The organism is Algoriphagus sp., assembly GCF_039969895.1.
Classification (GTDB): domain Bacteria; phylum Bacteroidota; class Bacteroidia; order Cytophagales; family Cyclobacteriaceae; genus Algoriphagus.
The window spans coordinates 369385-395226 of record NZ_JBDVMZ010000012.1 but is presented as its reverse complement, the minus strand read 5'-3'; the positions used below and the strand labels follow the sequence as shown (position 1 = coordinate 395226).

The 25842-nt window shown below is 41.5% G+C and carries 26 protein-coding genes; 13 read left to right on the top strand and 13 right to left on the bottom strand.

The window, feature by feature from the left end; all coding sequences use genetic code 11:
* Nucleotides 1-48: 48 nt before the first annotated feature.
* Nucleotides 49-1380, bottom strand: a complete 1332-nt coding sequence (locus ABJH64_RS07915) for an NAD(P)/FAD-dependent oxidoreductase (RefSeq protein WP_348275570.1) — start codon at nucleotides 1378-1380, stop codon at nucleotides 49-51.
* A gap of 190 nt (nucleotides 1381-1570) precedes the next feature.
* Here ABJH64_RS07915 and ABJH64_RS07910 point away from each other — a divergent pair, with 190 nt between their 5' ends.
* On the top strand, nucleotides 1571-2278 hold the full coding sequence (locus tag ABJH64_RS07910) for a YebC/PmpR family DNA-binding transcriptional regulator (RefSeq protein ID WP_348275569.1): 708 nt from the start codon (nucleotides 1571-1573) through the stop codon (nucleotides 2276-2278).
* A 22-nt stretch (nucleotides 2279-2300) separates the two neighbouring features.
* Nucleotides 2301-2867, top strand: a complete 567-nt coding sequence (gene yjjX / locus ABJH64_RS07905; protein ID WP_348275568.1) for an inosine/xanthosine triphosphatase — start codon at nucleotides 2301-2303, stop codon at nucleotides 2865-2867.
* A 201-nt stretch (nucleotides 2868-3068) separates the two neighbouring features.
* Here the strand turns inward: yjjX and ABJH64_RS07900 are convergent, their stop codons facing one another.
* On the bottom strand, nucleotides 3069-4055 hold the full coding sequence (locus tag ABJH64_RS07900; protein WP_348275567.1) for an NTPase: 987 nt from the start codon (nucleotides 4053-4055) through the stop codon (nucleotides 3069-3071).
* 69 nt (nucleotides 4056-4124) lie between these two features.
* Here ABJH64_RS07900 and ABJH64_RS07895 point away from each other — a divergent pair, with 69 nt between their 5' ends.
* On the top strand, nucleotides 4125-5054 hold the full coding sequence (locus tag ABJH64_RS07895; protein ID WP_348275566.1) for a M28 family peptidase: 930 nt from the start codon (nucleotides 4125-4127) through the stop codon (nucleotides 5052-5054).
* A gap of 118 nt (nucleotides 5055-5172) precedes the next feature.
* Complete coding sequence (locus ABJH64_RS07890; protein ID WP_348275565.1) at nucleotides 5173-6900, top strand: chloride channel protein; 1728 nt, start codon at nucleotides 5173-5175, stop codon at nucleotides 6898-6900.
* 439 nt (nucleotides 6901-7339) lie between these two features.
* Here ABJH64_RS07890 and mtgA read toward each other — a convergent pair whose 3' ends face one another.
* Together mtgA and ABJH64_RS07880 are read right to left on the bottom strand one after the other, a co-directional pair.
* Nucleotides 7340-8035, bottom strand: a complete 696-nt coding sequence (mtgA, locus tag ABJH64_RS07885) for a monofunctional biosynthetic peptidoglycan transglycosylase (RefSeq protein WP_348275564.1) — start codon at nucleotides 8033-8035, stop codon at nucleotides 7340-7342.
* Between the two features lie 9 nt (nucleotides 8036-8044).
* Complete coding sequence (locus ABJH64_RS07880; protein WP_348275563.1) at nucleotides 8045-8839, bottom strand: methyltransferase; 795 nt, start codon at nucleotides 8837-8839, stop codon at nucleotides 8045-8047.
* 255 nt (nucleotides 8840-9094) lie between these two features.
* On the opposite strand from ABJH64_RS07880, the gene ABJH64_RS07875 reads away from it, so the two are divergent.
* Nucleotides 9095-9559: a MaoC family dehydratase gene (locus ABJH64_RS07875; RefSeq protein ID WP_348275562.1), complete on the top strand. Its 465-nt coding sequence runs from the start codon at nucleotides 9095-9097 to the stop codon at nucleotides 9557-9559.
* Between the two features lie 119 nt (nucleotides 9560-9678).
* Entirely contained in the window at nucleotides 9679-10974 is a 1296-nt protein-coding gene (locus ABJH64_RS07870) for a hypothetical protein (protein ID WP_348275561.1), read from the top strand.
* On the opposite strand, the gene ABJH64_RS07865 is transcribed toward ABJH64_RS07870, so the two are convergent.
* The 4 genes from ABJH64_RS07865 to ABJH64_RS07850 all read right to left on the bottom strand — a co-directional run bounded on the left by ABJH64_RS07865 (nucleotide 10886) and on the right by ABJH64_RS07850 (nucleotide 15822).
* Nucleotides 10886-13318, bottom strand: coding sequence for a TonB-dependent receptor (locus ABJH64_RS07865; RefSeq protein ID WP_348299484.1), 2433 nt, complete (start codon nucleotides 13316-13318; stop codon nucleotides 10886-10888). The genes ABJH64_RS07870 and ABJH64_RS07865 overlap by 89 nt on opposite strands.
* A 204-nt stretch (nucleotides 13319-13522) precedes the next feature.
* Entirely contained in the window at nucleotides 13523-14134 is a 612-nt protein-coding gene (locus ABJH64_RS07860) for a superoxide dismutase (protein ID WP_348299486.1), read from the bottom strand.
* Between the two features lie 104 nt (nucleotides 14135-14238).
* Nucleotides 14239-14682: a nucleoside deaminase gene (locus ABJH64_RS07855; RefSeq protein WP_348299495.1), complete on the bottom strand. Its 444-nt coding sequence runs from the start codon at nucleotides 14680-14682 to the stop codon at nucleotides 14239-14241.
* Between the two features lie 9 nt (nucleotides 14683-14691).
* Nucleotides 14692-15822, bottom strand: a complete 1131-nt coding sequence (locus ABJH64_RS07850; RefSeq protein WP_348299487.1) for a hypothetical protein — start codon at nucleotides 15820-15822, stop codon at nucleotides 14692-14694.
* A gap of 240 nt (nucleotides 15823-16062) precedes the next feature.
* On the opposite strand from ABJH64_RS07850, the gene ABJH64_RS07845 reads away from it, so the two are divergent.
* Nucleotides 16063-17172, top strand: a complete 1110-nt coding sequence (locus tag ABJH64_RS07845; protein ID WP_348299488.1) for a Na/Pi symporter — start codon at nucleotides 16063-16065, stop codon at nucleotides 17170-17172.
* On the opposite strand, the gene deoC is transcribed toward ABJH64_RS07845, so the two are convergent.
* Nucleotides 17169-17828, bottom strand: coding sequence for a deoxyribose-phosphate aldolase (gene deoC / locus ABJH64_RS07840; RefSeq protein ID WP_348299490.1), 660 nt, complete (start codon nucleotides 17826-17828; stop codon nucleotides 17169-17171). The two genes, ABJH64_RS07845 and deoC, sit on opposite strands and share 4 nt — an antisense overlap.
* Nucleotides 17821-19029, bottom strand: a complete 1209-nt coding sequence (locus ABJH64_RS07835; RefSeq protein WP_348277394.1) for an NAD(P)-dependent oxidoreductase — start codon at nucleotides 19027-19029, stop codon at nucleotides 17821-17823. Before ABJH64_RS07835 ends, deoC begins: the two co-directional genes overlap by 8 nt.
* 294 nt (nucleotides 19030-19323) lie before the next feature.
* Between ABJH64_RS07835 and ABJH64_RS07830 the strand changes: the two genes are divergently transcribed.
* A complete protein-coding gene (locus tag ABJH64_RS07830; protein WP_348277393.1) occupies nucleotides 19324-19902 on the top strand; it encodes an isoprenylcysteine carboxylmethyltransferase family protein in 579 nt (192 codons plus the stop codon).
* Between the two features lie 200 nt (nucleotides 19903-20102).
* On the opposite strand, the gene ABJH64_RS07825 is transcribed toward ABJH64_RS07830, so the two are convergent.
* Genes ABJH64_RS07825 through ABJH64_RS07815 form a run of 3 tightly spaced genes read right to left on the bottom strand, consistent with a single transcriptional unit; the run spans nucleotide 20103 to nucleotide 22228 of the window.
* Nucleotides 20103-20705, bottom strand: coding sequence for a trimeric intracellular cation channel family protein (locus ABJH64_RS07825; protein ID WP_348277392.1), 603 nt, complete (start codon nucleotides 20703-20705; stop codon nucleotides 20103-20105).
* Between the two features lie 4 nt (nucleotides 20706-20709).
* A complete protein-coding gene (locus ABJH64_RS07820; protein ID WP_348277391.1) occupies nucleotides 20710-21339 on the bottom strand; it encodes a class I SAM-dependent methyltransferase in 630 nt (209 codons plus the stop codon).
* Nucleotides 21326-22228, bottom strand: a complete 903-nt coding sequence (locus tag ABJH64_RS07815; protein ID WP_348277390.1) for a patatin-like phospholipase family protein — start codon at nucleotides 22226-22228, stop codon at nucleotides 21326-21328. The genes ABJH64_RS07820 and ABJH64_RS07815 overlap by 14 nt, the downstream gene beginning before the upstream one ends.
* Nucleotides 22229-22288: 60 nt before the next feature.
* Here ABJH64_RS07815 and ABJH64_RS07810 point away from each other — a divergent pair, with 60 nt between their 5' ends.
* From ABJH64_RS07810 to ABJH64_RS07790, 5 genes are all read left to right on the top strand, one after another.
* Complete coding sequence (locus ABJH64_RS07810; protein ID WP_348277389.1) at nucleotides 22289-22711, top strand: VOC family protein; 423 nt, start codon at nucleotides 22289-22291, stop codon at nucleotides 22709-22711.
* Nucleotides 22712-22720: 9 nt separating this feature from the next.
* On the top strand, nucleotides 22721-23782 hold the full coding sequence (locus ABJH64_RS07805; RefSeq protein WP_348277388.1) for an aminotransferase class I/II-fold pyridoxal phosphate-dependent enzyme: 1062 nt from the start codon (nucleotides 22721-22723) through the stop codon (nucleotides 23780-23782).
* On the top strand, nucleotides 23779-25008 hold the full coding sequence (locus ABJH64_RS07800) for a serine hydrolase (RefSeq protein WP_348277387.1): 1230 nt from the start codon (nucleotides 23779-23781) through the stop codon (nucleotides 25006-25008). The genes ABJH64_RS07805 and ABJH64_RS07800 overlap by 4 nt, the downstream gene beginning before the upstream one ends.
* A 291-nt stretch (nucleotides 25009-25299) precedes the next feature.
* Complete coding sequence (locus tag ABJH64_RS07795; RefSeq protein WP_348277386.1) at nucleotides 25300-25545, top strand: hypothetical protein; 246 nt, start codon at nucleotides 25300-25302, stop codon at nucleotides 25543-25545.
* Nucleotides 25529-25840 carry a hypothetical protein gene (locus tag ABJH64_RS07790; protein WP_348277385.1) on the top strand — a complete coding sequence of 104 codons (312 nt, stop codon included), beginning with the start codon at nucleotides 25529-25531 and terminating at the stop codon, nucleotides 25838-25840. Before ABJH64_RS07795 ends, ABJH64_RS07790 begins: the two co-directional genes overlap by 17 nt.
* Nucleotides 25841-25842: the final 2 nt, after the last annotated feature.

The window sequence follows — 25842 nt, the reverse complement described above, 5'->3', positions numbered from 1 at the left end:
TGAGTTTAACCAAGGTTTTTGAAATTATTCTTAATAAATCTAAAAACCCTATCTCTCCTCTATCAATTCTTTCCGTTCACTTTCGCGGACGTACTTTGGTTTGATAAGAAGACGAAGGCTAGGATCGAAGCTGAGGTAGTTCCATGACCAATTCAAAAAAACAAAAAGCCGGTTTTTCACACCAAGAATAGCCATCAGGTGAACAAATAGCCAAGTAAGCCAAGCAAAAAGACCCTGAAACTTGAGGTAAGGCAGATCAACTACCGCTCGCTTTTTCCCTATAGTAGCCATAGATCCAAGATCTTTGTATTGAAAAGGCTTGAGTGGCTTACCTTTTTGCAAGGCGATAAGATTGATAGCTAGATTCTCCGCTTGTTGTAATGCAACTTGCGCTACTTGAGGATGACCTTTGGGATATTTTTCTTCGATGAGAAGACTTATGTCACCTAGGGCATAAACCCCCGGGCAATCTTTTACTTGGGACTGAGAATCTACATAGATTCTACCATTTGGGGCGTAATGATCAACGGAAAGTCCATCGATTTTATTTGGTTTTATACCAGCCGCCCAGAGTAGCGTCTGAGTTTCTAAGAAAACATCGCCATTCAAAGTCACGATTTGTCCGTCGTAGTCCAGTACCCTGGAGTTTAGAAGTACTTCTACGCCCAGCTCTTCAAGATATTTTAGCGCATGAGACTTAGCTTCCGTGGACATGGGTCCTAGCAATTCGGGTCCACCCTCTATCAACACTACTTTCATATTGGCAAAACTCAGCTCGGGATAGTCTTTGGGAAGGATAGTATTCCTAAGCTCAGCCATCGCACCCGCTAGTTCCACTCCAGTAGGTCCTCCGCCCACAATGACCACGTTCATGAGGTACTTCCGATTCTCCACCTTTTCGATATTGATTGCTCGCTCATAGTTTGAGATGACTTTGTTTCTGATATAGAGAGCCTCAGACACGGTTTTCATGGGAGCGGCATAATATTCGATGTTTTTAGAGCCAAAATAATTGGTATCTCCACCCATCGCCAGTACTAAATAATCGTAATCTATGTGGCCAATGTCGGTAACCAATCGCTTTTGATCAGCATCAAAATACTTCACCTCAGCCATTCGAAAAATCACATTTTTAGCATGGTGAAAAATCTTGCGAAGCGGAAAAGATATCGCACTTGGCTCTAATCCGGCAGTAGCTACTTGGTAAAATAGTGGCTGAAACTGGTGATAGTTATTCTTATCTAACAAGATCACCTGGAATTCCTTTTTAATTAGTTTTCTAGCAAGTTTCAGTCCCGCAAAGCCAGCGCCTACAATTACCACCTTGGGAAAAGTGGAAGCTGGAATATTCGGAATAGGAAGCGTAGTGGAAATGGTCATGACAGCGATAGTTTCAAAATTGGTAACGAGAATTAGTAGAATAAGATGCTTACACAAACAGACTATCTTTCGGCCTTAGAATCATGATCCCAAATCGGATCAAAAACCAAGGGACGAGTGGACATCGACCTGACAGATTCCACCTGAATCAAAAGATTTACTATTTTTACCACCTTAATCTAAAAAATTCATGGGAAGAGCATTTGAATTCAGAAAAGAAAGAAAATTCAAGCGTTGGGACAAGATGTCCAAAGTTTTTACGCGTCTAGGAAAAGAAATCGTCATGGCGGTGAAATCCGGTGGACCAGACCCTACCTCGAACCCTAGACTTCGCACGATCATTCAGAATGCCAAAGGCGCTCAGATGCCAAAGGATAGAATCGAAGCTGCGATCAAGCGTGCCTCCAATAAAGACGAGAAAGATTATGAAGAGGTCGTTTATGAAGGCTATGGCCCATTCGGCATCGCGGTGGTGGTAGAAACTTCCACGGACAACATCAACAGGACTGTTGCTAATGTGAGAAGTTACTTCTCCAAGGCTGGCGGTTCTTTGGGAACTTCCGGTTCGGTGGTTTTTATGTTCGATAGAAAAGCTGTATTCCGCTTCGCAAAAGGTGAATTTGATCTAGAAGAATTAGAATTCGAATTGATCGATTTTGGGTTGGTGGATATCGATGAAAATGAAGGAGAAATCTTCGTTTACACGGAGTTTGAAGACTTCGGTACGATGCAAAAAGTATTGGAAGAAAAAAATATTGACGTGATCAGCGCTGATTTTCAGCGATTCCCTACTACCCTCACCGAACTCGACGAAGAGCAGGAGGAGATTATCAACAAGATGATCGACAAGATGGAAGAAGATGATGACGTAAACCAAATTTTCACAAACATGGCCTAGGCATCCGCCTAGGTTTTTTTCTATGAATTTTCCAAAAAGACAAAATTACCAAGCCACAGCAAAACCCTTAATCATCGTAGGAAGCAAAAATCCCGTCAAAATCGCCTGCACCGAAACGGCATTCTCGGAGGCATTCTCGCAGGGGTTTACAGTAGATGGTGTCAATGCCGCCTCACAGGTTTCGGATCAGCCAATGGGCGATGATGAAACCTACCTAGGGGCTAGAAATAGAGTAATGAATGCCAAAAACATCTTTCCAGAAGCAGACTATTGGGTAGGGATAGAAGGGGGTGTGGGAGAAGATATCCGAGGAATGTATGCCTTTGCCTGGATCTATATAGAACACAAATCAGGCTTAAATGGCAAATCAAAAACTGCAACATTCTATCTTCCTGAAGCTATAGCCGAGCTAATTCACTCAGGAATGGAGCTAGGCGCTGCGGATGATCAGTTTTTTGCCCAAGAAAATTCCAAGCAAAGCGGTGGATCGGTAGGAATTCTCACTCAGGGAACCTTAACTAGACAAACCTATTATAATCAGGCGATTATATTGGCTTTGATTCCGTTTCTAAACAAAGAGTTGTTTTAAGCTGAATTATTTTGATGATTTTTTTACTTAAGTCACTTTTAATCGAAAAAATTTTGATTATCATTGGATAATTGAAAAAACAACCTTTGATTTATCCTAAAGACTAGGAATATTACAAGTACTTACGAAAAATCATTGCTAGTAAAAGTTGCTTAAATCACCCTTATCATTAAGTAGCTATAGGCCTCTCATCTGAGAGGCTTATTTTTTTAGGTTTTCGAGGAAGTTTGTTAACGCCACTCTCCAATCCGGATCAGCATCCCATTGAGGCCCAATATAGAGTTCTTCTCTTACCAATAATTTGATGTAATATTTCACCACGATCTCCGAAGCCGAGGGCCCGGCCTTCGGTTCTAGCCCCATACTTTTCATCAGATCAGCTTCTCTACCCTCTACCTTAACCAGCAAAAATTGTACTCTATCGCGAATCAATTCTTGCATAGATTTTGCCTCTGTGAGGTATTCGACCTGATAAGGATAGTGTTGCTTGAGTACTTGCTCTAAACCTGCTTTTTGAGAAGCTTGCTCAGATAAAATAGCCTCAGGAGATTTTCCATACATATCGTATCTAAAATAACTTAGCAATCCTGTCTCAGCAGAGGACCCTTGTATAGTGATGCCTAATTTGAATACATCCAGGTTTAATGGATTTGCTGCCAAAAATTTTTGGCTGGAGGTAGCTTCATTCGTATTAATACTTAGAAATTCAGGCACATCCAGCACGAGAAGATTTTGAGAAGGTTGAGTTTCCCCGATCAATTCTACCTGGGTGGTGACAGTTCCAATATTTTCCCCGGTGACCCCATATAATGAAGTGGAGGGAATAATTTGCCGATTTTCGGAAAAAGGGCCAACATGAATACTCATCTGATTTTTTTGACGAGTCACTAGAATTATATTTTTGACAAGTCGCTGCTGAAAAGACTCGGCATAATCAGCCTGAACAGCCTCTGAGAGTGCTACCTTCTCCAGTTCAAAATACGCAACTGGATCTGCTCCTGCTTTGACGAGAGAATTGTGCACGCTATCTGCTACTTCTTCCCAGGTCATGATAGGTCGTGCAGCTGGGTCGGTAGATATAAAAACTACTGATTTACCATTAAAAAAGGACTGAGGCAGAGTTCCCTGCGCCCATACACACGATAGACTACTTAAAAGAATAATAGAAAGAAGGGTATAATATTTCATGAATTCAGAGGTGTGATCCACTTAGCTTATTAATTTTACCACTATACATAACGCAAAATACTTTCCTTGATGCAACTCACAATTAAAACCACCCTATGTTGTCTGCTCTTTTTATCAATTCAAGAGATTAATGGACAAAGCATAGATAGCAAATCGCTACTGGAAAACATAGAATATTTGTCAGGTGATGACCTGAAAGGTAGAAAAACAGGCAGTGAAGGTAACGCTGAAGCTCGAGCTTTTATTCTAAGTGAATTCAAAAGTATGGAGTTAGAAACTCAGTATCCAGATTTTCAGCAAGAATTTAGCTTTGAAAATAGAAGGGAAAATAAAACTTATGAGAATGCTGTAAATATAGTAGGGTTTGTAGCTGGAAGTGAATCAGAAAAACTGATCGTAATCACTGCACACTATGACCATGTGGGAATCGGAAGACCTACTGAAGCGGGTGATTCTATCTACAACGGCGCGGATGACAATGCTTCTGGTACAGCTGCTTTGATAGAGTTAGCAAAATATTTTAAGAAAAACAGGCCCAAACATTCGATGATATTTGCCGCTTTAGATGGCGAAGAGATGGGTTTGCAAGGAGCCAAAGCTTTGGTAAAAGATTTTCCTTTTCCACTGGAGCAAATCGTCTTAAATATTAACATGGATATGATTTCCCGAAATGAAAAAGGTGAACTATACGCCTCTGGGACATATTACAATCCTAGCCTGAAAACTATCCTGGAAGGTGCTGCTACGGGTTCAACTCCGAAGTTGCTATTTGGTCACGACGAGCCCAACACCGGTCGTGATAACTGGACTCAATCCTCCGATCATGGACCTTTCTTCTCTGCGAATGTGCCACATATTTATTTTGGAGTAGAAGATCATGTAGATTACCACAAGCCAGGTGATTCATTTGAGAATATTGATCAGAAATTTTATGTAAACGCGGTCAATCTTATTTTGAAATGCACCTTAGCATTAGATACTGAACTCACACAAGAGTAAGTAATCATTTTTCATTGGACCACTTGTTACTTACCTTAGAATGTAAAGAACAGTACTCTATAATATCTTGGGAAAATCAGACTTTATCACTAAGCTCTTAATATGGCGGCTCCGAAACATGAGCAACCAAACCTTCATCCTCATTCTCAGTGGGATAATAGGTATGCTTTCTGGTCTTGCTGCGGTTATTTTAAAACAAGGAGTACACGCTATTCAACACTTTCTCACGGAGGATTTCTATAAGGAATACGCCAATTTTCTGTATATCCTTTATCCTTTAATTGGTATTTCGGCGGCCTATTTGGTCGGCAAATTTATTTTTAAGGATACGGGAGGTCATGGCATTCCGGATATCCTTTTTACTATTTCCAAAAAACAAAGCATCATCAAACGAGTAAAGACCTACAGCCGGGTGTTTACTTCAGCCATCACGGTTGGCTTTGGTGGGTCCGTGGGCCTGGAAGCTCCAATGCTCGTAACTGGCTCTGCCATAGGATCTAATGTAGGCTCTGTAGTACACCTCAACGCCAAAAAGCGAACGTTACTTTTGGGCTGTGGGGCAGCAGCGGCGATATCCGCCATATTCGGAGCTCCAATCGGCGCAGTGATTTTTGTGATTGAAGTAATACTTATGGAAATCAGCACCGCCAGTTTCATTCCTTTGCTGATAGCTTCCGTGACGGGTTCTTTGACTTCGATGGTCTTGATAGGCAAGGATTCCGTATTCAATTTCAAATTAACTGAGAGCTTTGAGGCATCTCACATGCCGTATTACTTGCTTTTAGGTATTGCCTGCGGGCTGGTTTCCCTGTATTTCAGCAAAGCCGTCCAAAAGACAGAGTCACTCATGGAGGACTTAGAAAGCCAAACGCTAAGAATTCTATACGGCGGTGCTGCCATCGGTATTATGGTATTCTTTCTTCCCCCTATCTATGGAGAGGGATATGACACATTGAATATCCTGATTGATGGAAAGTCTAACGAATTATTAGAGAAAAGTCCCTTCTTCTCGATCATTGAAAACCCGTATGTGATCATCGTATTCCTAGTGTGCATCATCGTGATAAAACCCATAGCCTCAGCAGTGACATTAGGTGCTGGAGGCAGTGGTGGTATATTCGCTCCTTCCCTGTACGTGGGAGGTATTCTAGGTTTTCTTTTTGCTTATTCCAGCAATCTATTCAATTTCACAATACCACTACCGCTGGCTCATTTCACCTTGGTGGCGATGTGTGGCGTGATGGCTGGTGCTCAGCATGCGCCACTTTCAGCTATCTTCTTGATTGCAGAACTCACAGGAGGGTATGAGTTATTTATTCCGCTGATGTTTGTCTCAGCTATATCTTACGTCACGAAGACAGCCTACCAAAAAGACAGTCTTTACATGATACAGCTGAAGGAAAAAGGCAGGCATCTTCCTGAGTCAAAAGACCAAGAGCTTCTAGAGCTTATTACGATTACCCATGTCATCGAGCGTGACTTATTGCCGATCCATCCTGAGGCAAAATTGAAAGATTTAATCAGCGTGGTTAAAATCTCCAAGAGAAATATTTTCCCGGTAGTGGATGAGCACAAGGCGCTACGGGGAATCGTTACTTTGGATGATATTCGTGACATCATGTTTGATAAAGAAAAGCAAGAAACTACCTTGATAAAAGAATTGATGCATAGCCCCCCGGAAATCCTATTGGCTACTGAAAATATGCAAAAAGCTATGGAAAAATTTGAGCTATCAGGTGCTTGGAATCTTCCTGTAATCGAAGATGGTGAGTATTTAGGCTTTGTATCTAAGTCTAGAATCTTCAACGCTTACCGAAAACGCTTAATCAAGCAAAAGCAGGATTAATTGATTTTAGAATATTATTTGGAAGGGCTGTTTATCCACTTAATTACTCTTCATTTTTTAGGCTATTTTTCAAGTTAGCCTTCATTATCCACAAAATCACCTTTAAAAATAGCTCTATAACTCATTGATATACTGTAAATTAGATCAGGTATTTTAGGAAGTGTGGATAAATTATCGAAAATGTGGATAAAAAATACTTGCATTATTTAAACCCCAAATAAAGGCTACAAAGGAGGGTTTTGGCAGCTTCGAATTTGCTTGGTGCAGTGCATTTGGAGTATGATGAAATGTCTAATTTCTCGAGATTCTGAAAGAAAATTTTGCGGCGCTCATTTGGGAACAAAAACTAAAACAAAAGTCTCCTCTCAGAAATCTACGCGTTAGAGATTATCGAATTACATCTCAAAATAATTTTATTTTAACAGCGAAAATTCAAAGACTAAATTCCCATTTCCAATGGCGCTAAATTATTCATCTGTCTGAGAATCCAGCCTTGACGCTTGAGGATGTATCCCGTAGGTTTGGCTGGCGACCATCGTCTAGGATTTGGCAAAACGGCTGCTATCAGCGCGGCTTGCTGACGCGAGAGTTTGGCAGCAGGTTTATTGAAATATGCCTGAGAAGCCGCTTCGATACCATAGATCCCATCTCCCATTTCTATCACATTCAGATAGACTTCCATGATCCGTTCTTTGGGCCAAATCAATTCCACTAAAACCGTAAAATATGCTTCCAATCCTTTTCTCAAATAAGTTCTCGATTGCCATAAAAACACGTTTTTAACGGTCTGCTGAGTGATGGTACTCGCTCCTTTTATTCGCTTTCCTTTCTTATTGTTCTCCCACGCTTTTTCCATCGCCTCAATATCAAACCCATTATGGTCAAGAAATTTTTGATCTTCAGAGGCATAGACCGCCTGTGCCGCATTTTTGGAAATCTCACTGAAAGGCACCCAATCTTTGTATAAACGCACTTCCTTTTCCTCATCAAATGCCTGCTCAAAAACCCGAATTACCATCAAAGGCGTAATGGGTACAGGAACAAACCGATAAAGGACCGTCAATCCCACAGAGATAATCAAAAACCACAGGGTAGTTTTCCAGATCAATCGCCAAATCCATTTAAAAACTATCATAATCGAAAATTAAACTGTAGCACTTACCTGTATAAAGTGATAGAAAAAGACAGCGTTCTCATCAGTAGAGATGGTATCAAGGTCCTTTTCCATAGTTAGAACCTCCGCATGATTGATCAATCCCTCTTCCATCATACCCGAACTAGCACTTTTCATCAATCCTTTCCAGTATTGGGTGATTTTCTGAAGTTCCTCTGCATTTCTTTGATCCAAGTGAAAACCACCATGAAACAATTCTATGCGCTGATATCCTGCTCTTTGTAACAAATTCCCAAGGTTTGCGCCAATATCAGGGTTGCCTCCCAAAGCTACCTGAAAGGCATTGTATCGGGAGTAATAATAGGTCAATCCAGGAAGCTGAGGGTTAAAGTAAAAGCTGGAATTGAATACTTCGGTAATCCAAAGTTTAGCCTTCGGCAAAAGATAGGGCTTGATGCCTTCGAGTACTCGATGTGCATTAGGAATATGCTCTAGCGCCCAGCAAATAAACACTGAATCAAATTCCCCTTCCAACTTAAGGTCGGTGGCATCCTGACAAATGAAGGTCACTCGCTCTCCAGCAAAAGCCAGGTTTTGCCTGGCTCGATCCAGTTGACTTTGGGAATAATCCACACAAGTAATCTCCAAATCCGGGAATAGCCTCAGCAAAGTCGCCGTCTGTGCACCCACTCCAGAACCTATTTCAAGCAGCTTTTTACAGCCTGAGAAATCAATTCGTGGATAAATAAGAGATTCGAGCACACCGGCTTGATCGATCAAGCGCTGTTGTTCTTCGGGGATAAATCCGTGTAGGTAAGCTGTCATTGGTTGAAACTAATTGGGCTCAAAATTATCAATTAAAATACTGTTCCAATATATCCCATAAAATGATTTGCGTAAGAGGAGCAAAGCTAGATAATACCTAGCCCAACTGTAAGTAATTTGAAAGCAGAATAAAAGCTGAAAATTATAGCAGCCCCAACAGTTTGGTAATCTATTCGATAGTTTTTAACGGTACTTTTTCCCTTGTAATTCCCATCAAAACTTGCCTAATTTGACTCCATACCAAAAAATAAGCGCATGCCTCCAGTAATCATAGGTAGTTTTGAAGAATTTGAAAAGTACAACGGGCAGTCTCTAGGCACTTCCGAATATTTCCAAATCACACAAGAACAGATCAATATTTTCGCGAAAGCTACCCATGATCATCAGTGGATCCACACAGATCCTGAGCGGGCCAAAGCCGAAGGAGCCTTTGGAAATACCATCGCGCATGGATACCTCACGCTAAGCATAGTACCGCATCTATGGGAGCAGATCGTAGATGTGAGAAATCTGAAAATGATGATCAATTACGGGATCGAATCTCTGCGTTTTGCCAATCCTGTGCTGGTCAACAGCGAGGTTCGCTTGGCCGCAACCTTGAAAAACGTAGCCAATCTACGTGGAACTGTAAAAGCTGAAGTGGAAGTAAAGCTCGAAATCAAAGATCAAAGAAAACCAGCATTCACCGGCGTGCTTATCTTCCTCTATCATTTCCAATAATACCCCAGCAAATCAGAAAGACCGAGTAAACTATTACAGTTGAAATGGGGGAAAACCTCAGGTTTGATTAGGTTTTTATCTAGTGGAGAAATAAATTAGTTGCACATACTTTCCACTGCATGAAATTTACACACGCTATTTTCGCCCTGTTTTTCCTACTCATCCTCTCATGCGGAACACCTAAATCTGAGAGTACACAGGAACGTGAAACCTATGAGTTAGCCATTTCTGACTCGATCAGAATAGATTACATAGGCACCCTCAACTTGATGGATGTCAATCCTGGATTTGAAAAAATCCTATTTTTTGATCCACAAAATATGAAGTTTGTCAGTACAGACTTTAAGGGGAAAATTCTGGGTGAGTTCAGCAAAGAAAGGGATGCGCCCGACGGCTTTGGATTCTATCCCATGGCTGCTGGCCGATTCAACTCATCACAAAATATCCAAGTAGTTTCGATGCTTGGCACATACGAGTACGATCTAGCTGGCAACTTACTTTCAAGCAAAAAAATCCCAAGAGATGAAGCAAAACCCTTCAGTGGAAGAGCTGATGCTAAGCGTGAGATTCAATTTGTCGGGGACAAAATTCTTCTAAGTGGATCCATTGCGCGAGGAGAGTACAACAAGACCCAACCCGAGTTCTATGACACTTATTTGCAGTTAGTCTGGGCTGATCCCAAGACAGGTTCTTTCGAGCAATTCCTATCCCTGGATTCTGCTAGCATTTTTCAAAACAACATGTCGCATGAGCCATCAACACTTTCGGCATCTTTTGAGGTAGTCGAGAACAAGTTATACGTCATCAGTGGTATTGATCCGTTTTTGAATATTTATGAGCTTGATTCCCCCTATACCAAACTCAAGCGAGTCGCACTGGAGCTGACAGACTACAGACTGAATACTGGCGAGGATCCAAAGAAAGCTGACCCAAGAGCAATCAGCTATGACCCATCATTTGGTATCATTCAGAAGTTGGTAAAAGTAGGTGATAAGCTGGTAATCATGTATGAAACTGGCTATAGCGACCAAGATGCTATTCGCTCACGCGAAAATATGTCTCAATCGGAATGGCAGGAATTCTATACCCGTATGAAAGACACCTATAAGATGCGCTATCAGATCCTTGATCTTGAGGGAAAATTGCTAAGTGATGCTGTAATCCCAGAGGAGTTAGGTGACTTGTTTGTAAGTCGTGAAGGTTCCCTGTGGTTTATGGGGAAAGTAAATGCTGAGATCGAGGAGGATTTTTACACGCTTTATCAAGTGGAATTAAAGTATAAAAAACTGGATCAACGACCCAGTTTTTTTTACTCGTTTATCAACCTTAATCTAATCTATCTCGCTCTTCGGAGCTTCCTGAGTTATTTTTCACCCGGAAACTTTCTCCTTTGGAGAAATTGTATTTCAGCGTGAATCTCACACCTTGATTACTTCTATACTGACGGAAATTGGTATCTATATCCGCAAAATCTACATCAGCTTTGATCACCTGAGTACGGAATAGATCAGTTCCATTCACAGAAATCGTGATTTTATCCTTCATAATAGACTTCGTCACACCAGCATCTACCCATCCAAATCCGGCGATCTCACCTTGTCCCCATATCTGAGGCCCTAGGTAAATACCCATTACCTCCACTTTGAATCCTAGCGGCAAAGTCAGATTATGTTGCGATCGAACCATAAAGGAGGTCTGGGAAGCATCCAGATAATCATCTCCAATCTGTGTTTTGAACCTGTTGTAATTCACTTGTACCATGTTGGAAGTTGCCCACCACTCTTTAATATCCACAGGGATGATTGCGCGGAAGTTGGCATTTCGGGTTTTATCAAAGTTGTCTGTATAAGTAGTCGTCGTGCGATCTTCGTCATTCTGCACAAAAACCTGCATAAAGGCATCCTCCGTTTCGCTATAGCCCAATGTGAATTGGTAAGCTCCTTTTACCACATGATTCATTTCCAGATTTGTGGAATATTGCGGTTTTAGGTTAGGGTTGCCGGTCTCTGTAGTCAATTGATCGATGTAATAGACGAAAGGATTCAGCAATCTATAGTTTGGTCTGGTGATTCTACGATTCACATTATAGACGATTTGGTAATTGTCATTGATGGTTTGCTGCACGAATGCACTTGGAAATAAGTTGAAATACTTCTGATTATTTACTTGTTGCAAAGTCACCGAATTCCCTGTGATATCCGAATGCTCGCCTCGCAGGCCTACTTGATAGGACAATTTATCAGAGAATTTTCCTTTGTATGTGGCATAAGCAGCCATCACATTTTCATTGTAAATGAATCTGTTGCTACTAGAATCTGGAACGAAGGGGCCTTCCTCAAGGGATTTACTTAAGTCCAGGTTATTGTCAGATTTCACCCAGCTTCCTTTTACACCTGTCTCGAAAATGCTACCATTTTTCAATGGTTTTACGAAATCAACCTTTGCGGTGAAGATATCATAATACATATCGTTCAGCGTCAGAATCTGGCTATTCATCACATCGGTGGGCATTTGCCCTGTCCATTCCTGATTGGTCAATAAGGATTCGCTGTCAGTATTCATTCGTGTAAAATCCACATCTGAGCTGATCTTTGTACCCATCGTATCCAGCTTCGCATCATAATGTAGATTGGCGAAAATCCTACTTCCATTTCCTGAAGCATCATTTTTTGAATCTATATAGCTCACATCAGTCACTCCTGGTGTGATAATATTTGTCAATGACACATTATCATCGCTATCATCTGAGCCGGAAGCCTGCACATTCAATGCAATGTTTTGATTCTCATTGATTTCATAATTGGCTGCTCCGTTGAAAAATAGATTTTTATTCCTCGTGGTGATTCTAGATTCCTGCATGAAATTCGAAATTCCCTCAGGAAGGCTGAAATTCCTATTAATTTCCAAATCATTGAAATTACCGTAGTGGTTGTAATTCAAGTTGGCATTAGTACTCCACTTGCCTTTTTTCACATTCAGGGAAACACCGGTATTTGGAAGCCATTGGCCGTTATATAGTGCTCCAGCCTGAATATTTCCAAAGACTCCATCTACGGTATTTTTCTTCAATTTGATATTGATTACTCCTGCCGAACCTTCAGCATCGAATCGCGCTGATGGGTTATTGATCACTTCGATGCTCTTGATGTTATCAGCGGGCATGGAGCGAAGGAAGTTAGCCAGATCGAACGCACTCATGTAAGTCAGGCGATCATTGATCATCACCGTAACACCAGTACGGCCATTCAAGTTGATGATCCCGTCTTGGTCCACATACACTCCCGGAGATCTCCCGATCACATCCAGCGCATTTGATCCCTCGGCCATAACGGTACCTTCCACATTGACGACAGTCTTGTCGGCCTCGATGGTGATTTCTGGCCGGGCAGATCTCACAGTGACTTCATCTAATCCAGTCATTTCATCTTGTATGGTCACTGTTCCAAAATCCTTTTTCAATCCAGGTTTTAGCTCGAAGGTTTCGGATTCAAATTGGGAAAAACCAATAGATGAGACTACCAGTTTTACTGTACCCGTTTTAGAAGACTGGATAAGGAATTGGCCATTTTCGTCAGATACTGAACCATCCAAGAGATAACCAGTGCCCACATCTATCAAAGCCACATTTGCATAAGGGATAGGATTTTGGCTTTGGTCTGTGATTTTTCCAGTTATCTGGCTGCTCTCTTTAGCCGCCAGAGTACTTACACCTAGGAGGTAAATCAAAAATGTTAAAAAAAGAAAGTTGGTCGTTTTCATTTCAATGTGGGTTACGAGTTATTCTTTGCCAGCTATTGAAAAATAAATGCCATGGTAGGAAATGTGCTCAAATTAGCTCTGAGAAGGTATTTTACTAAATCATAAAAAATGAACTGTATCGATACCGTACAGTCTATTTTCAGGTTTGGACAAAAAAAATCCCCGAACAGACGTCCAGGGATCTTATTATATGTACTGCGAAACTTACTTTTTCAGTGCTTCTGCATAGTTTGCATTGGCCTGATCCCAGTTGATCACATTCCAGAATGCTGCAATATAATTAGGACGCATATTCTGATAGTTTAGATAGTAGGCATGCTCCCAGACATCAAGTCCGATGATCGGAGTTCCTTTGATTTCAGCTACATCCATGAGAGGATTATCCTGATTTGCAGTAGAGACTACTTCTAGCGCACCTGCTGCGGTAAGGATCAACCATGCCCAGCCCGAACCGAATCTAGTAGCTGCAGCCTTGTTGAATACATCCTTGAATCCTTCAAAATTAACAAACTTAGCATTGATAGCGTTTGCCAAATCACCCGTAGGCTCTCCACCTCCAGATGGAGACATGATTTTCCAAAATAGGCTGTGGTTATAATGACCACCACCATTATTTCTTACTGCGGTATTAGAACCTGCAACTTGAAGTAACTCTTCAAGCGATTTACCTTCTAGGTCAGTTCCCTCGATAGCGTTGTTAAGGTTGGTTACGTATCCGTTGTGATGCTTACCATGGTGGATTTCCATAGTTCTTGCATCAATGTGTGGTTCCAAAGCCGTTGCGGCATAAGGTAAAGCTGGAAGTTCGAAAGCCATAATGTTTATGTTTTAAGGTTAAAAGATTGGTTAAAAATCATTTTTATAGTCTGTTCTCTCAACCAAGTCGAGTAAAAAAAGGTTCTAGATCGATGAATTTCCTTTTACTTTCTCAAATTTTTAAAAAATTCCAGCAAAAGCTGTTCGGATTCTAGCGCCATACTTCCGGAAAAAACTTTCGTCTTAGGGTGTAGTAAGCTTGGGTTGCATTGCAAATATCCCCGTTTTGGATCTGCTGCTCCGTAGTGTACTTCCCCTATCTGAGACCAGAAAAGGGCGCCACCGCACATGGTACAAGGTTCCAAGGTCACATAGAGTCTGCAATCATTCAGATACTTGGCACCCATGTAATTAGCAGCAGATGTGATCGCCAACATTTCTGCATGGGCAGTCACATCATTGAGCTTCTCTGTTTGATTGTAGGCTTTTGCTATGATTCTATTCTTGGAAACGATGACAGCACCTACAGGAATTTCGCCTTCTTCAAAAGCAATTTTAGCTTGCTTCAGCGCTTCATTCATGAAATACTCGTGGCTGTAGAGTTCTATTTCCAAAACTTAAAAGAAATCTAGAATCTCGTTTCTCACGCCATCATTGATGATAAATGCCAATATCAAGGACACCACCAATCCGATGAACGCTTTGAAAACATCTTTTCGTGCCATTCTAAATGCCCTGAATAACCAAGCATTTCTCTTCTCAGCTTTGGCATGCTTACCAAGTGCTATAGCTATTTCTCTACCTCCCAATAAACCTATAAATACCCAAGTGGTACTCATTGGTACGTTACTGTAAAGCTTAAAGTAGAATAAGATGATGGCATATACAAAGTCAACAATCGTCGCTGCACGCACGTCCGTGACGTTAGATTTCTCATTGACAATGCCTTGGATTTTATCTCCTTTCAAATAGAATAGAAATCCTAATCCTATGAATACAAAGCCAGCATAAACGGAGAACTCTACCGCATCCAGCTGTCTTGGCAAGAACACCGCGATATTAGCGGCATCCTGCATGATCCAAACCGCCCAAAGCGTACCTGAAGTGATCCACTGCAAGTATATCCAATAGGGAGCAGGTTTTCCTTTCAGGTAATTTTTGACAAATCTCTCAAGTACAAACCACACCGCTATCGCAATAGAGAACGCGAGTAAGTATCCTACAAAGCTCTTAAACATAACACTGACAATAGTGCCTGCCTTGTACGTAAACACATTCAGCAACAAAAAAGTAGTAGAAACTGGCATTCTCAGCCTAGTCATTATCAATAAAACAATCGGAGCAGCTAGTTGAAGGAAAACAAAGCTGGTAGGTGCCTGATCCAATCCAGGTACGCTCAATCGCTCGTAACTCACATCGCCATTAAAAACAACCCAGCTATAAGAAACAGTGGCCACAAAGATAAGGCCCATGAATAGCCAAAGCCAATACCATTTTTTGGTGTGGTTTGACGCGATGAAAGTACCGATGGTTTGAATACTATCGTTTGCTATTGCAGAATAGGCCGCTAGAGCAAACCCAAACCACATCGCGGCATAGGTATATGGTGTGATAACAGCTGCAATGGAGATTAGAACACAGATTACTATAAGGAATGATTTCTCCTTTTTTGTAAAATCGAACAAGGAATAAGCCCTTTTAGAAAGCTTTTCCTGATTAATGTTTTGGTCTATTTTTTTCTTGGCCATGTCTTGGCTTTTGGTCGGTGGCGCAAAATTACAGAAGTTATACTTCTATCCATGTTATCAAATTGTTAAGTAACCACAATATCACTTCTAAAAGAAAGTTTCGTCTTGTTTTCCGCAAAAAAATTTCAAATTTTGCCCAATATTTTATCAAAAATTTGGAAAGCAGGGTCAGTTCTCCCCGTATTATATTCTGAATAGTTTGATGATAATAGAAAACAGATTTTATTCTGAATCTACTAGATGGAGAGCTTAGAGCTGGAAAAAAACAAGGTAAAGAAGACTAAAAGCTATCTGCTGATGCTTGTGGCGCTGATGCTTTTCATCTTTTCCATAGACTTGCTCACTGTGGCTATGAGCCATCTGAACAATGAGGTAGCAGAGAATATCTTGCTAGCCACCCGAAATCCTTTTATCAGTCTTTTCATAGGACTGCTCATGACAGCCTTGATTCAGAGCAGTTCCACAGTCACTGCCAGTGTAGTTGCGGTAGTTGCATCAGGAAATATGACTCTTGAGCAGGCTGTACCTATGGTGATGGGTGCTAATATAGGAACCACACTCACATCTACGCTGGTATCGCTTAGTTATATCATGAACAAAAAGGAATTCAAAAGAGCCTTCTCCGCTGGTATGCTGCATGATATATTTAACATCTTCACCGTACTGATCTTATTACCACTGGAGATTTACTTTGGCTTCCTTTCCAAGATGTCCATAGCTATTGCTCATTTTTTTATGCCTGATGATACCTACAGCGGGCCTATAGTATATAATAAAGTCTTCACTAGGCCGATTACGGAATGGATCTCTACTTCCTTAGACATGCCAATCGTGACAATGGTCCTTTCGATTTTTCTAGTCTTTGCCGCCATCAAGATCCTTTCCACCTCGGTGTATAAGGCCTTCGTGATCAATAGCTTTAAGGATATCAACAAACTGATTTTTAAAAATCCTTACATGGCATTTATATACGGGACGTTCTTTACCGCGGCCGTTCAGTCCAGTACCGTCACTACCTCACTAGTGGTTCCTTTGGTAGCCAAAAAGAAGGTCTCGGTGAAAAAAGCTTTTCCTTTCATCATTGGGGCCAATATAGGCACGACGATCACTGCTGCGATAGCTGCCATTTACAAAACTGAAGCCGCCATAGCACTCGCCATCGTTCACATTCTCTTCAATTTTATTGGAGCTTTGCTATTCCTTCCCTTCCCAACGATGAGGAATATTCCTGTTTTTTTGGCTTTATACATGGGCAAAAAATCTGTCAAAAGCAGGTTCTTGGGATTTGCCTACATCCTGCTGACATTTTTCATCATTCCATTCTTTCTGATTTACTTCAGCAACGACTAGCCTTTCCTCCACGCATCCATAATTGCTTTGGCAGAACTAGTGCCTATCCTGTCAGCACCGGCCTTTATCAGCTCTAGTGCAAAATCCAGTGTTTTGATTCCACCGCTCGCTTTGATGCCTACGGAGGAGGATAATGTCTCTCTCATCAATTTGATGTCTTCTACCTTGGCACCAGCCGAAGCATAGCCAGTGGAGGTTTTCACAAAATCTGCCCCTGCGTCTTCACATATCAAGCAAGCTTCGGTTAGCTGCTGCTCATTCAAGTTTGCCGTTTCGATGATGACTTTTAGGATTCTTTCCTCTTCATGGCAGATCTTGGCGATTTGAGCTAGTTCGATTTTTGGCCAGTTCATGTCGGAATGATAAGCCGTCTGTGACCAGACTAGATCCAATTCGTCTGCACCTTGGCGGATCGCCTTCTTGGTTTCGAAAACCTTCGTAGCTGTATCAGAATATCCGAATGGAAACCCAATCACGGTTACTAGCTGAATACTTTCCTCTCCCAGTTCTCTTCTCACTTTTTTCAGCCAAAAAGGTGGAACACAAACGCCCACAAACTGCTCTTCAATAGCTTCTCTAATGAGTAATTCCACTTCTGAAGCAGTCATTGTAGCCCTCAGAAGAGTAGATTCCAAAAACCTATTTAGGTTATTCATGATGATTTACAAAGTCTGTCAAATAGATAAATTCAATAGTAAGATCCCCATCGCGTGCTATGGTGGCGCGCTCTAGGACACTTGAGTTTTCTTCCAAAAGCTCTGGAATAACCCATTTAATCAGCTGCTTGCCAAACTCTTGACTTGCTTCTCGAGGAAGCTCGCAAGGCAAATTGTCAATCGCCATCACGGAGATACTCGTTTGGCTACCAAAGGCCGGTAGTTTTTCTCCCGTCTCCCTATCCACATCAAAAACCGGATCACTGATAGTGGTGGATGAAATAGTAGTGGGAATGGGTCCTCCTACATCACAGCTGATATCAGCAATCACAGAAAGCTGAAAATCATCCGCCGCGATGGCATTCATCTCAAATAATTTAGGAGCTTCAGGATTCCAATATGCTCCCGAAATCATCAGCTCACCTGCCTCGGCAAATTTATGAAAGTGGCTTTCGTAAAGACCTGGATTCATATAGAATTCCCGCTTATCATAGCCTCCATCGGACTTTCTTCTATAATAATCGGCAGAACTTAAGGTCACAAAAACTGGCTCATCGTAGTACAAGTGTAAGAAATCATGTGCCGAGACTTCACGGATTTTCAGGGAATGCAACACCTCTTTAGCCCCACCGCCCACTCGTCCCGAGCCAGTCAGGACTATCTTCACGGGAGGCAAAGTCACTTTGGCAAGTTCACTATGGAGATCCAGGAGGTCTTCACACTCCTGTGCACGCTTCAGGTCAAAGAGATCGGTCTTTTTCCCATAAGTCCAAAAAGCATTATAAGCGCCAACTATTCCCGCCCATCTTCCAAAAGCCACCACACGATTGCCCTGCTCGTCCTTCAAAACTTCATAGTCGATCAGCCGGATGTTTTTTTCCAAAACAGCCTGAAGAAGCTTTCTATTATAGGGTTGCTTTTTAAGCGTATGAGAAAAGAAAAAATAGGTTTTGTCCGCTATCAGCTGATCGACCGGCACTTCTTTTACTCCAAATAGTACCTCACAATCTGAAATATCCTCCACAATCTCTATCCCCGCTTCTGCATATTCTTCATCCGCAAATGAACGGATAGAACTGGATTGAACTTGGAAACTGAGCTGACCATTGTATTCATCCTGCAGGGTTTTGAGCTGATCAGGTGTAAAAGGAACGCGCTTGTCAGGCGGGTTTTTTCCTTCGCGGATTATTCCAATTTTCATGTGTTTATACTTGTTTTTATAATGGTCAGCTAGCCAGTCCCGATTTTACATTGGGAGAATCTCGCCTTACTGATAGCAATACTACTGTTTGACTTTTCAATCTTGCCTGTTTGCCACAGGCAGGATCAATTTTATAGGTTTATATTTACTTTCAATTGCCCAATGAAATGTCGAGTTCTGATACGGATAACTATCAGGACATTACGCTGAATATCTTTATTTATCAAGCGTGACGATCTCAGATAGATTCGATTTCATAAAAACTATAGTTAATCTGAAATATAAATTAGACTAATGAATTATATATTGCTGGCTATCAGCTGGATCGTATTTTATGCACTTCATTCCATTCTGGCTGCTTCCAAGTTAAAAAAAATAATGGAGGGAAAATTGGGTATGGCCTACAAATGGTATCGTCTGGCCTACAGCCTAATTTCCTTGGTTCTATTCATGGGAATAATGATACAGGCCCTCCTCATTCCCAAAACTGTTTTGATCCCGAAGTCAGATTTAACTGATTATCTGGGCTACATGCTAGCTGGATTCGGGACAATCATCGCAATGAAGTCTGGCAAAAGTTACTCCTTGAGTCAGTTTTTTGGATTTACGCCTGTAGCAAAAAGAGCTCAAGAATTAGTGATTTCCGGGCTTTATGCCAGAGTTCGCCATCCACTCTATGCTGGTTTAGTTTTGATTTTTGTGGGATATTTTCTTTTTGCCGGAACACTCAGTGCAGCTATTCATTTAGGGTGTTTAGTGCTTTATTTACCTATTGGGATCTATTTTGAGGAAAAAAACTTGGTCATTCAATTTGGCGAGGCATACCTGAGATACAGAAAAGAAGTACCTGTGATCATCCCGAAATTTTGGTGAGTTAACTGACTCGTGAAGCTTGAGCAAAATTGCTGAAAAATACCTATGAATTGGCTTTCCCTCGAAGCACCTCCTTTCCCTACGACTTCAAATACTGTAAGTGAGACACTACACCAAGAGTGGCGGGGGAATACCAAGAAACTCGCACTTGCGGTGGAATTTTGAACATAAATTCCTGAACTAGTGCATAGACAATTCTCCTAGTCCAACCTCGGCAAACTCAATTTATACCTCACAGAGATCAATCTTATCGAAATAATCACTGCAATAGAAATCAATAAGTTGACATCTCTTGATACCTCAAAAGAATTGAGTATCAAATACACAATGGCACCTGCCAAGCACGCTGAAGCATAAATTTCCTTTCTGAATAAAATTGGAATTTGATTGGTCAGCGTATCTCGGATCACCCCACCCATCACTGCCGAAAACATCCCCATGATGGCGGCAATTTCCGGTCTCATCCCAAGACTAAGGGCTTTCTCCACCCCCAGAACGGTGAAAAATGCGATCCCGAGGGTATCGAAGAGAAAGAAAGTTTTCCGAAGTCTGCTTAGGAATTTGGGGAAAATAAAGGCAGCCAAGACACCAAGCAAAATCGTGTAGAGAAAATACACGTCATTGATCCATACCAAGGGATAGCTATCCAGCAAAATATCTCTCAGCGTACCGCCGCCGATAGCGGTGATAAAACCAGTAAAACCGGCACCAAACATATCATGCTCCAACTCACGAATGGCCAAAGCTCCAGAAATCGCGAATACCAGGGTTCCGACTAGTTCTAATGCGTACTGTAAGTCCATTGTGTCAGCATTCAGTAGTTAAATCTTTTTTCATCACAAAAACCCCCATCTCCCTTTGCTCTAGCACCAGCACTGTTTTGGGTTCTTCTAAGAATATCAATCCAAGTTGATGAAGTTTTTCTAGATGTGCTTGAGTGAATAAAAACCTTTCAGAACCATCATTAAGAAAATATTTTCCCCCTCCAAGATCTTTGCTTTTTTCCAAAATCCCTCCAAAAGCCGTCGTCATGCGAAACCAAAATATGCCCCCAGGCTTTAATACTCGTAGCATTTCATCTATCATTTGCCAAAAATTAGCCTCATCAGCAGCAAAGTGCAACACCGCAGAACAGATTACTGCATCAAATGCCTCTCTATGAAAAGGGATTTCCTCCAATCCAGCTACCTGAAATCGATGCACATCATAGTCCTTGTTCAGACTTTTAGCCATGTAGCGACAATATTGAATCGCTAGTTCGTTTTGATCTACTCCAAAAAGTTGAAAGCCCTGATTAATAAAGTAAACCGCATTTCTTCCCTCACCGCAGCCTGCATCGAGGATTTTCATGTCTTTGGTAAATCTCCCTTTCAGAATCTGATCCAGCAGGTAGATGTCAATATTGCCAAGTAATTTATTGAGCTCAGAGATGTTCATTTTCCCATTTGTCTAAGGCTTGGATTGCTTTTGCTCTTCCGATCTCTATCAGCTCTTCCGCTCGATGAAACTCCAACGTCCCCGCTTGATGCCTAGCTACCTGAATGGAAATATCCACGGGGAATTTCTCTATCAATAAAGCCGAAAAACGATCCTGAAGCAAATCGAATGAGCGGGTCATCAGACTAATAGAACTGAGCGAATTGGACTTTTCTTCCTTCACTTGCTCAGGAAAATAATTACGCATTTTACTACGGTAATCTTTGACCCATTTGGGAATAGAAATATAGCTTTTGCCTGATGAATCCTTTTTTGGAGTAATCACCAACTCAGAATCACCAGCATTTAAACCCACGACCACGATTGTATTTTCCTCCGCATGCTGCAAAAGTGACAACGGAACGGGATTTAGGACTCCTCCATCGATCAACTCCTGCCGCTGATATCGAGCAGGCTGAAAAACAGTGGGAATACTTCCCGATGCCCGAATGGCTGCATACAAGCTCCCTTCTCTAAAAATCACCTCTTTACCTGTAATATAATCCACTGCATTACAGCTGAAGGGAATATCAAAATCCTCAATGTGACAGTCCTTCACCACTTTTTTCAAAGCAGTATAGACTTTTTCTCCCTTGATAAATCCCCGACTCGAAAAAGTAAAATCCATCAGCGAGAATACATCAAGCCTATCTAAATGGCAAATCCAATCCTTGAATTCAGCCATTTTTCCAGCAGCATACATCCCACCGACAAGCGCTCCGGCAGAGCATCCTGCAATCTCAGCGATGTGGTATCCCCGCTTTTCCAGCTCCTCGATCACGCCCACATGCGCTAATCCTCTCGCGCCGCCGCTGCTCAAAACCAATGATACCGATTTCCTTTTATCCATACTATTTAGAGAATAATCGACTAAATTCACACCGAATAATACGCAACGAAAGTAAACATTATGAGCCAATTTAAACCCTTTCACCTGGCTTTCCCGATCAGGGATATTGCAGAAACTCGCGCTTTCTATGGAGATCTTCTTGGATGTGAGATCGGTAGAAGCACCGACAAATGGATAGATTTCAACTTCTTCGGCCATCAGCTCTCCGCTCACATCAAGCCCGAGGAATTAGCACTTGCACACACGAATACCGTGGATGGAAAGTACGTACCCGTTCGACATTTCGGCGCAATACTACCTTGGGGCGAATGGCATGAACTAGCAGATAAATTGAAATCAAATGGAATCGAGTTTGTAATCGAGCCCTATATCCGCTTTCAAGGGGAGGTAGGCGAGCAAGCGACGATGTTCTTTCTCGATCCTTGTGGAAATGCACTGGAATTCAAATCCTTTCAGGACGAAACTCAGATTTTCGCCAAATAAGCTGCTGAATTGAAACCTCACTACCTAGACTCAGGAATTGGTCGGAAGATCACATTCGAAGGAAAAGACTATCTCTATTTCAGTGGAACTTCGTATCTGGGAATTGGTCAAGACCAGTCTTTTCTAAAGCAGTTAGCAGAAAATCTATTTCGATTGGGAGCAAATCATGGGCAAAGTAGGATTAATTCGATTCGACTTCAGGTCTTTGATGACTTCGAAAACCATTTTGCTACCAAATCAGGAGCAGAAGCAGCTGCCGTTTTGAGTTCGGGCTACATCGCTGGTATTGCTGCATGCAAGGCGCTTACAAGAAATGCTGAGGAAATCTGGATAGCTCCGGATGCTCACTCAGCGATTATCCCAGACGGCTATAACCCTGCTATCCAATTTAATTTTACACAATGGAAAAAGCATTGCTTAAATCAGTCTGAAAGCCTTTCTCCAAGGAATATACTCCTTATTGGCAACGCCGTTGATCCCTTTGCATGCGAGATACATAGCTATGATTGGGTAAAAGAAATAGCTCAAAAACATGAAGTAAGTCTCTTGATTGATGACAGTCATGCCTTCGGGGCGTTTGGAAATAGCGTCTATGGGACTTATAAAAAATGGGCTGATTCAAGTTACAACTTGGTCGTTTCTGGATCACTCGGAAAAGGATTGAGTTTGCCTGCGGGAATAATCTTGGGGGAAGAATCTCAGATACTTAAAATCAAAGCAACGCCACTTTTCGGAGGTGCATCTCCCGGTTCGCCTGCGCATCTGAAAACTTTCTTGGAAATGGAAAAGCTCTACCTGAAGAAAAAGAAATGGCTGGAGGATGCCTGCGGGATATTTGCGCAGGAAACTGCCAATATTCCGCAAATACATGGAAGTAGAAATTTTCCGGCATTCGTGTATTCAGAAGATAATTGGGTTGAGGAATTTGAAAAAGCAGGAATATTAACTTCTTCTTTTCCTTATCCGACCTCCGAAAGTCCAAGAGTAAACAGAATCGTAATCTCAGCATATCATGAATTGGAAGACCTCATGTATCTCACTCAGGTGATCCATAATCTCGCAAACCAATGAAGAGTATATACGCATATCTAAGCCTAATTTTCATCATTCTGTCCTGCTCACCAAAAGAAAAAGTACCATTTGAAGACGGGTTGGACAACTATCCTGTTCTTCAAAAAGTACTGGGAAATGTGGATAAGTACCAGGTGCAGATTATCTATACACAAATCGATCGCAATGAACATGGAACGGCGATGCTGTCTGATTTCACTGTAAATCTGAATGATTCCCGCTATTTCTATCCTGCTTCCACAGTAAAGCTGCCCGTAGCAATTCTTGCTTTGGAGTGGCTGGAAGAGCAAAATATCGAAGGGCTGACAGCTGACACTCGCATGCTGATAGACTCAGTAAGGCCATCACAAACTTCTGCTTTGGAAGATTTATCTGCAAAGGATTCTCTTGCAAGCATTGCGCATTACATTAAAAAGATCTTGCTAGTTTCTGACAATGATGCTTATAACCGTCTGTATGAGTTATTGGGACAAGATTATATCAACAAAAAACTCCAGGAAAAAGGATTGGAGAATTCGATTATCAATCATAGACTGAGCTTCTCGGCGAGCCCTGAAGAAAATCGAATAGTCAATCCCATCCGATTTGTAGATTCTGCAGGAAAGGTGATTCTAGAACTACCAGAACGAAGCACCGATGTAGTCTATTCCAATGTGGATAACCCTACGATTGGTAATGCTTATTATAGGGGAGATTCAGTTGTAGCTCAAGGAATGGACTTTACTTTCAAAAATAAACTGGCACTTTCTGATCTTCACGGCGTAGTGGAAAGGATGATATTCCCCATGTCTTTTATGGAATCGGAGCGTTTTGCTCTCAACGAAGAACACCGGAAGTTTTTATTGAAATACATGAGTATGTTGCCCGCAGAGAGCGATTTTCCAAATTATCCAGCTGAAAAATACTGGGATAATTATTCCAAATTCTACTTGGATGGAAATGACAAGTCAGAATTTCCGGCAAACATCCGCATATTCAATAAAACAGGACAAGCCTACGGACACCTACTTGATGCTAGTTATTATGTGGATTTTGAAAAAGGAATCGAGTTCTTTGTTTCGGCTGTAATCTATGTGAATGATGACGAAACGCTCAATAACGACAACTACGAGTACGATTCTGTTGGCTTTCCCTTCTTTGCAGAATTGGGAGACTACCTCTATCAGATCGAATCCGAGAGAAAAAAGAAGGTGCCCGCTGATTTGAAAAAGTTTAAATTTGAATAGTAGCCTAGTGTAGAAGATGGATCCGGAAAAAGGAAAAGAACGATTTATTAGACACCTCACACCCTACAGTAAGTATTGGTTAAAAATTACTTTGCCGGGCGTTATCTTCTTTGCTTTTGGAACCTACTTTTTGATCAATAGGTCTGTCTCATGGGATTTTATAAATGATGGAGAGTTCTATCTAAAATTTTGCTTTTACCTGGTCTTTTATACGTTTATCGATTATTACACCAAGTACAGACTTAATAGAAGACATCATCTAGGTACTACCAAGAAGAATTCTACCAACTTATGACTCGACAAAAAACTCCTTTCGTTTATCGTTCCTTTTTCAACTTCTGGCTGGCAATCATCCTACCGGCCAGCATCATCTTCACGCTAGTTTTTCAACTAATTAAAGGCGAGTCTAACTGGTCTGAATACTTCATGTTGCCTTCTACCTATATCAAAGTCTTGATATTTCAGCTGGTCTTCGGAGCTTGGATGTACTACAAAGAGTATAAGCCTAAGTCGGCTAACTATGAAAAAGATGCCTGATCGAAATCCCCGCAAACAGCCACAAGCAATGGAAAAGCATCAATCCAAAAGTCCCGCTCCAAAAAAAATCATCCCGTTTATCTACCAATCATTCTTCAGGTTTTGGCTAGTAGTGATCCTGCCTGCTACCTTGGCAGCACTGACTATTTCCAAGCTGTATTACAATAACACCATTAATTTCGAACCACTTAAGGAGCCTGACACTTGGCTTTATTTTGCTATTCTTCAAGTATTTGTTGGTTTTTTCACCTATCAGTGGGTTTACCGAATCAAATCAAAAGAACATAAAAGCTGAGA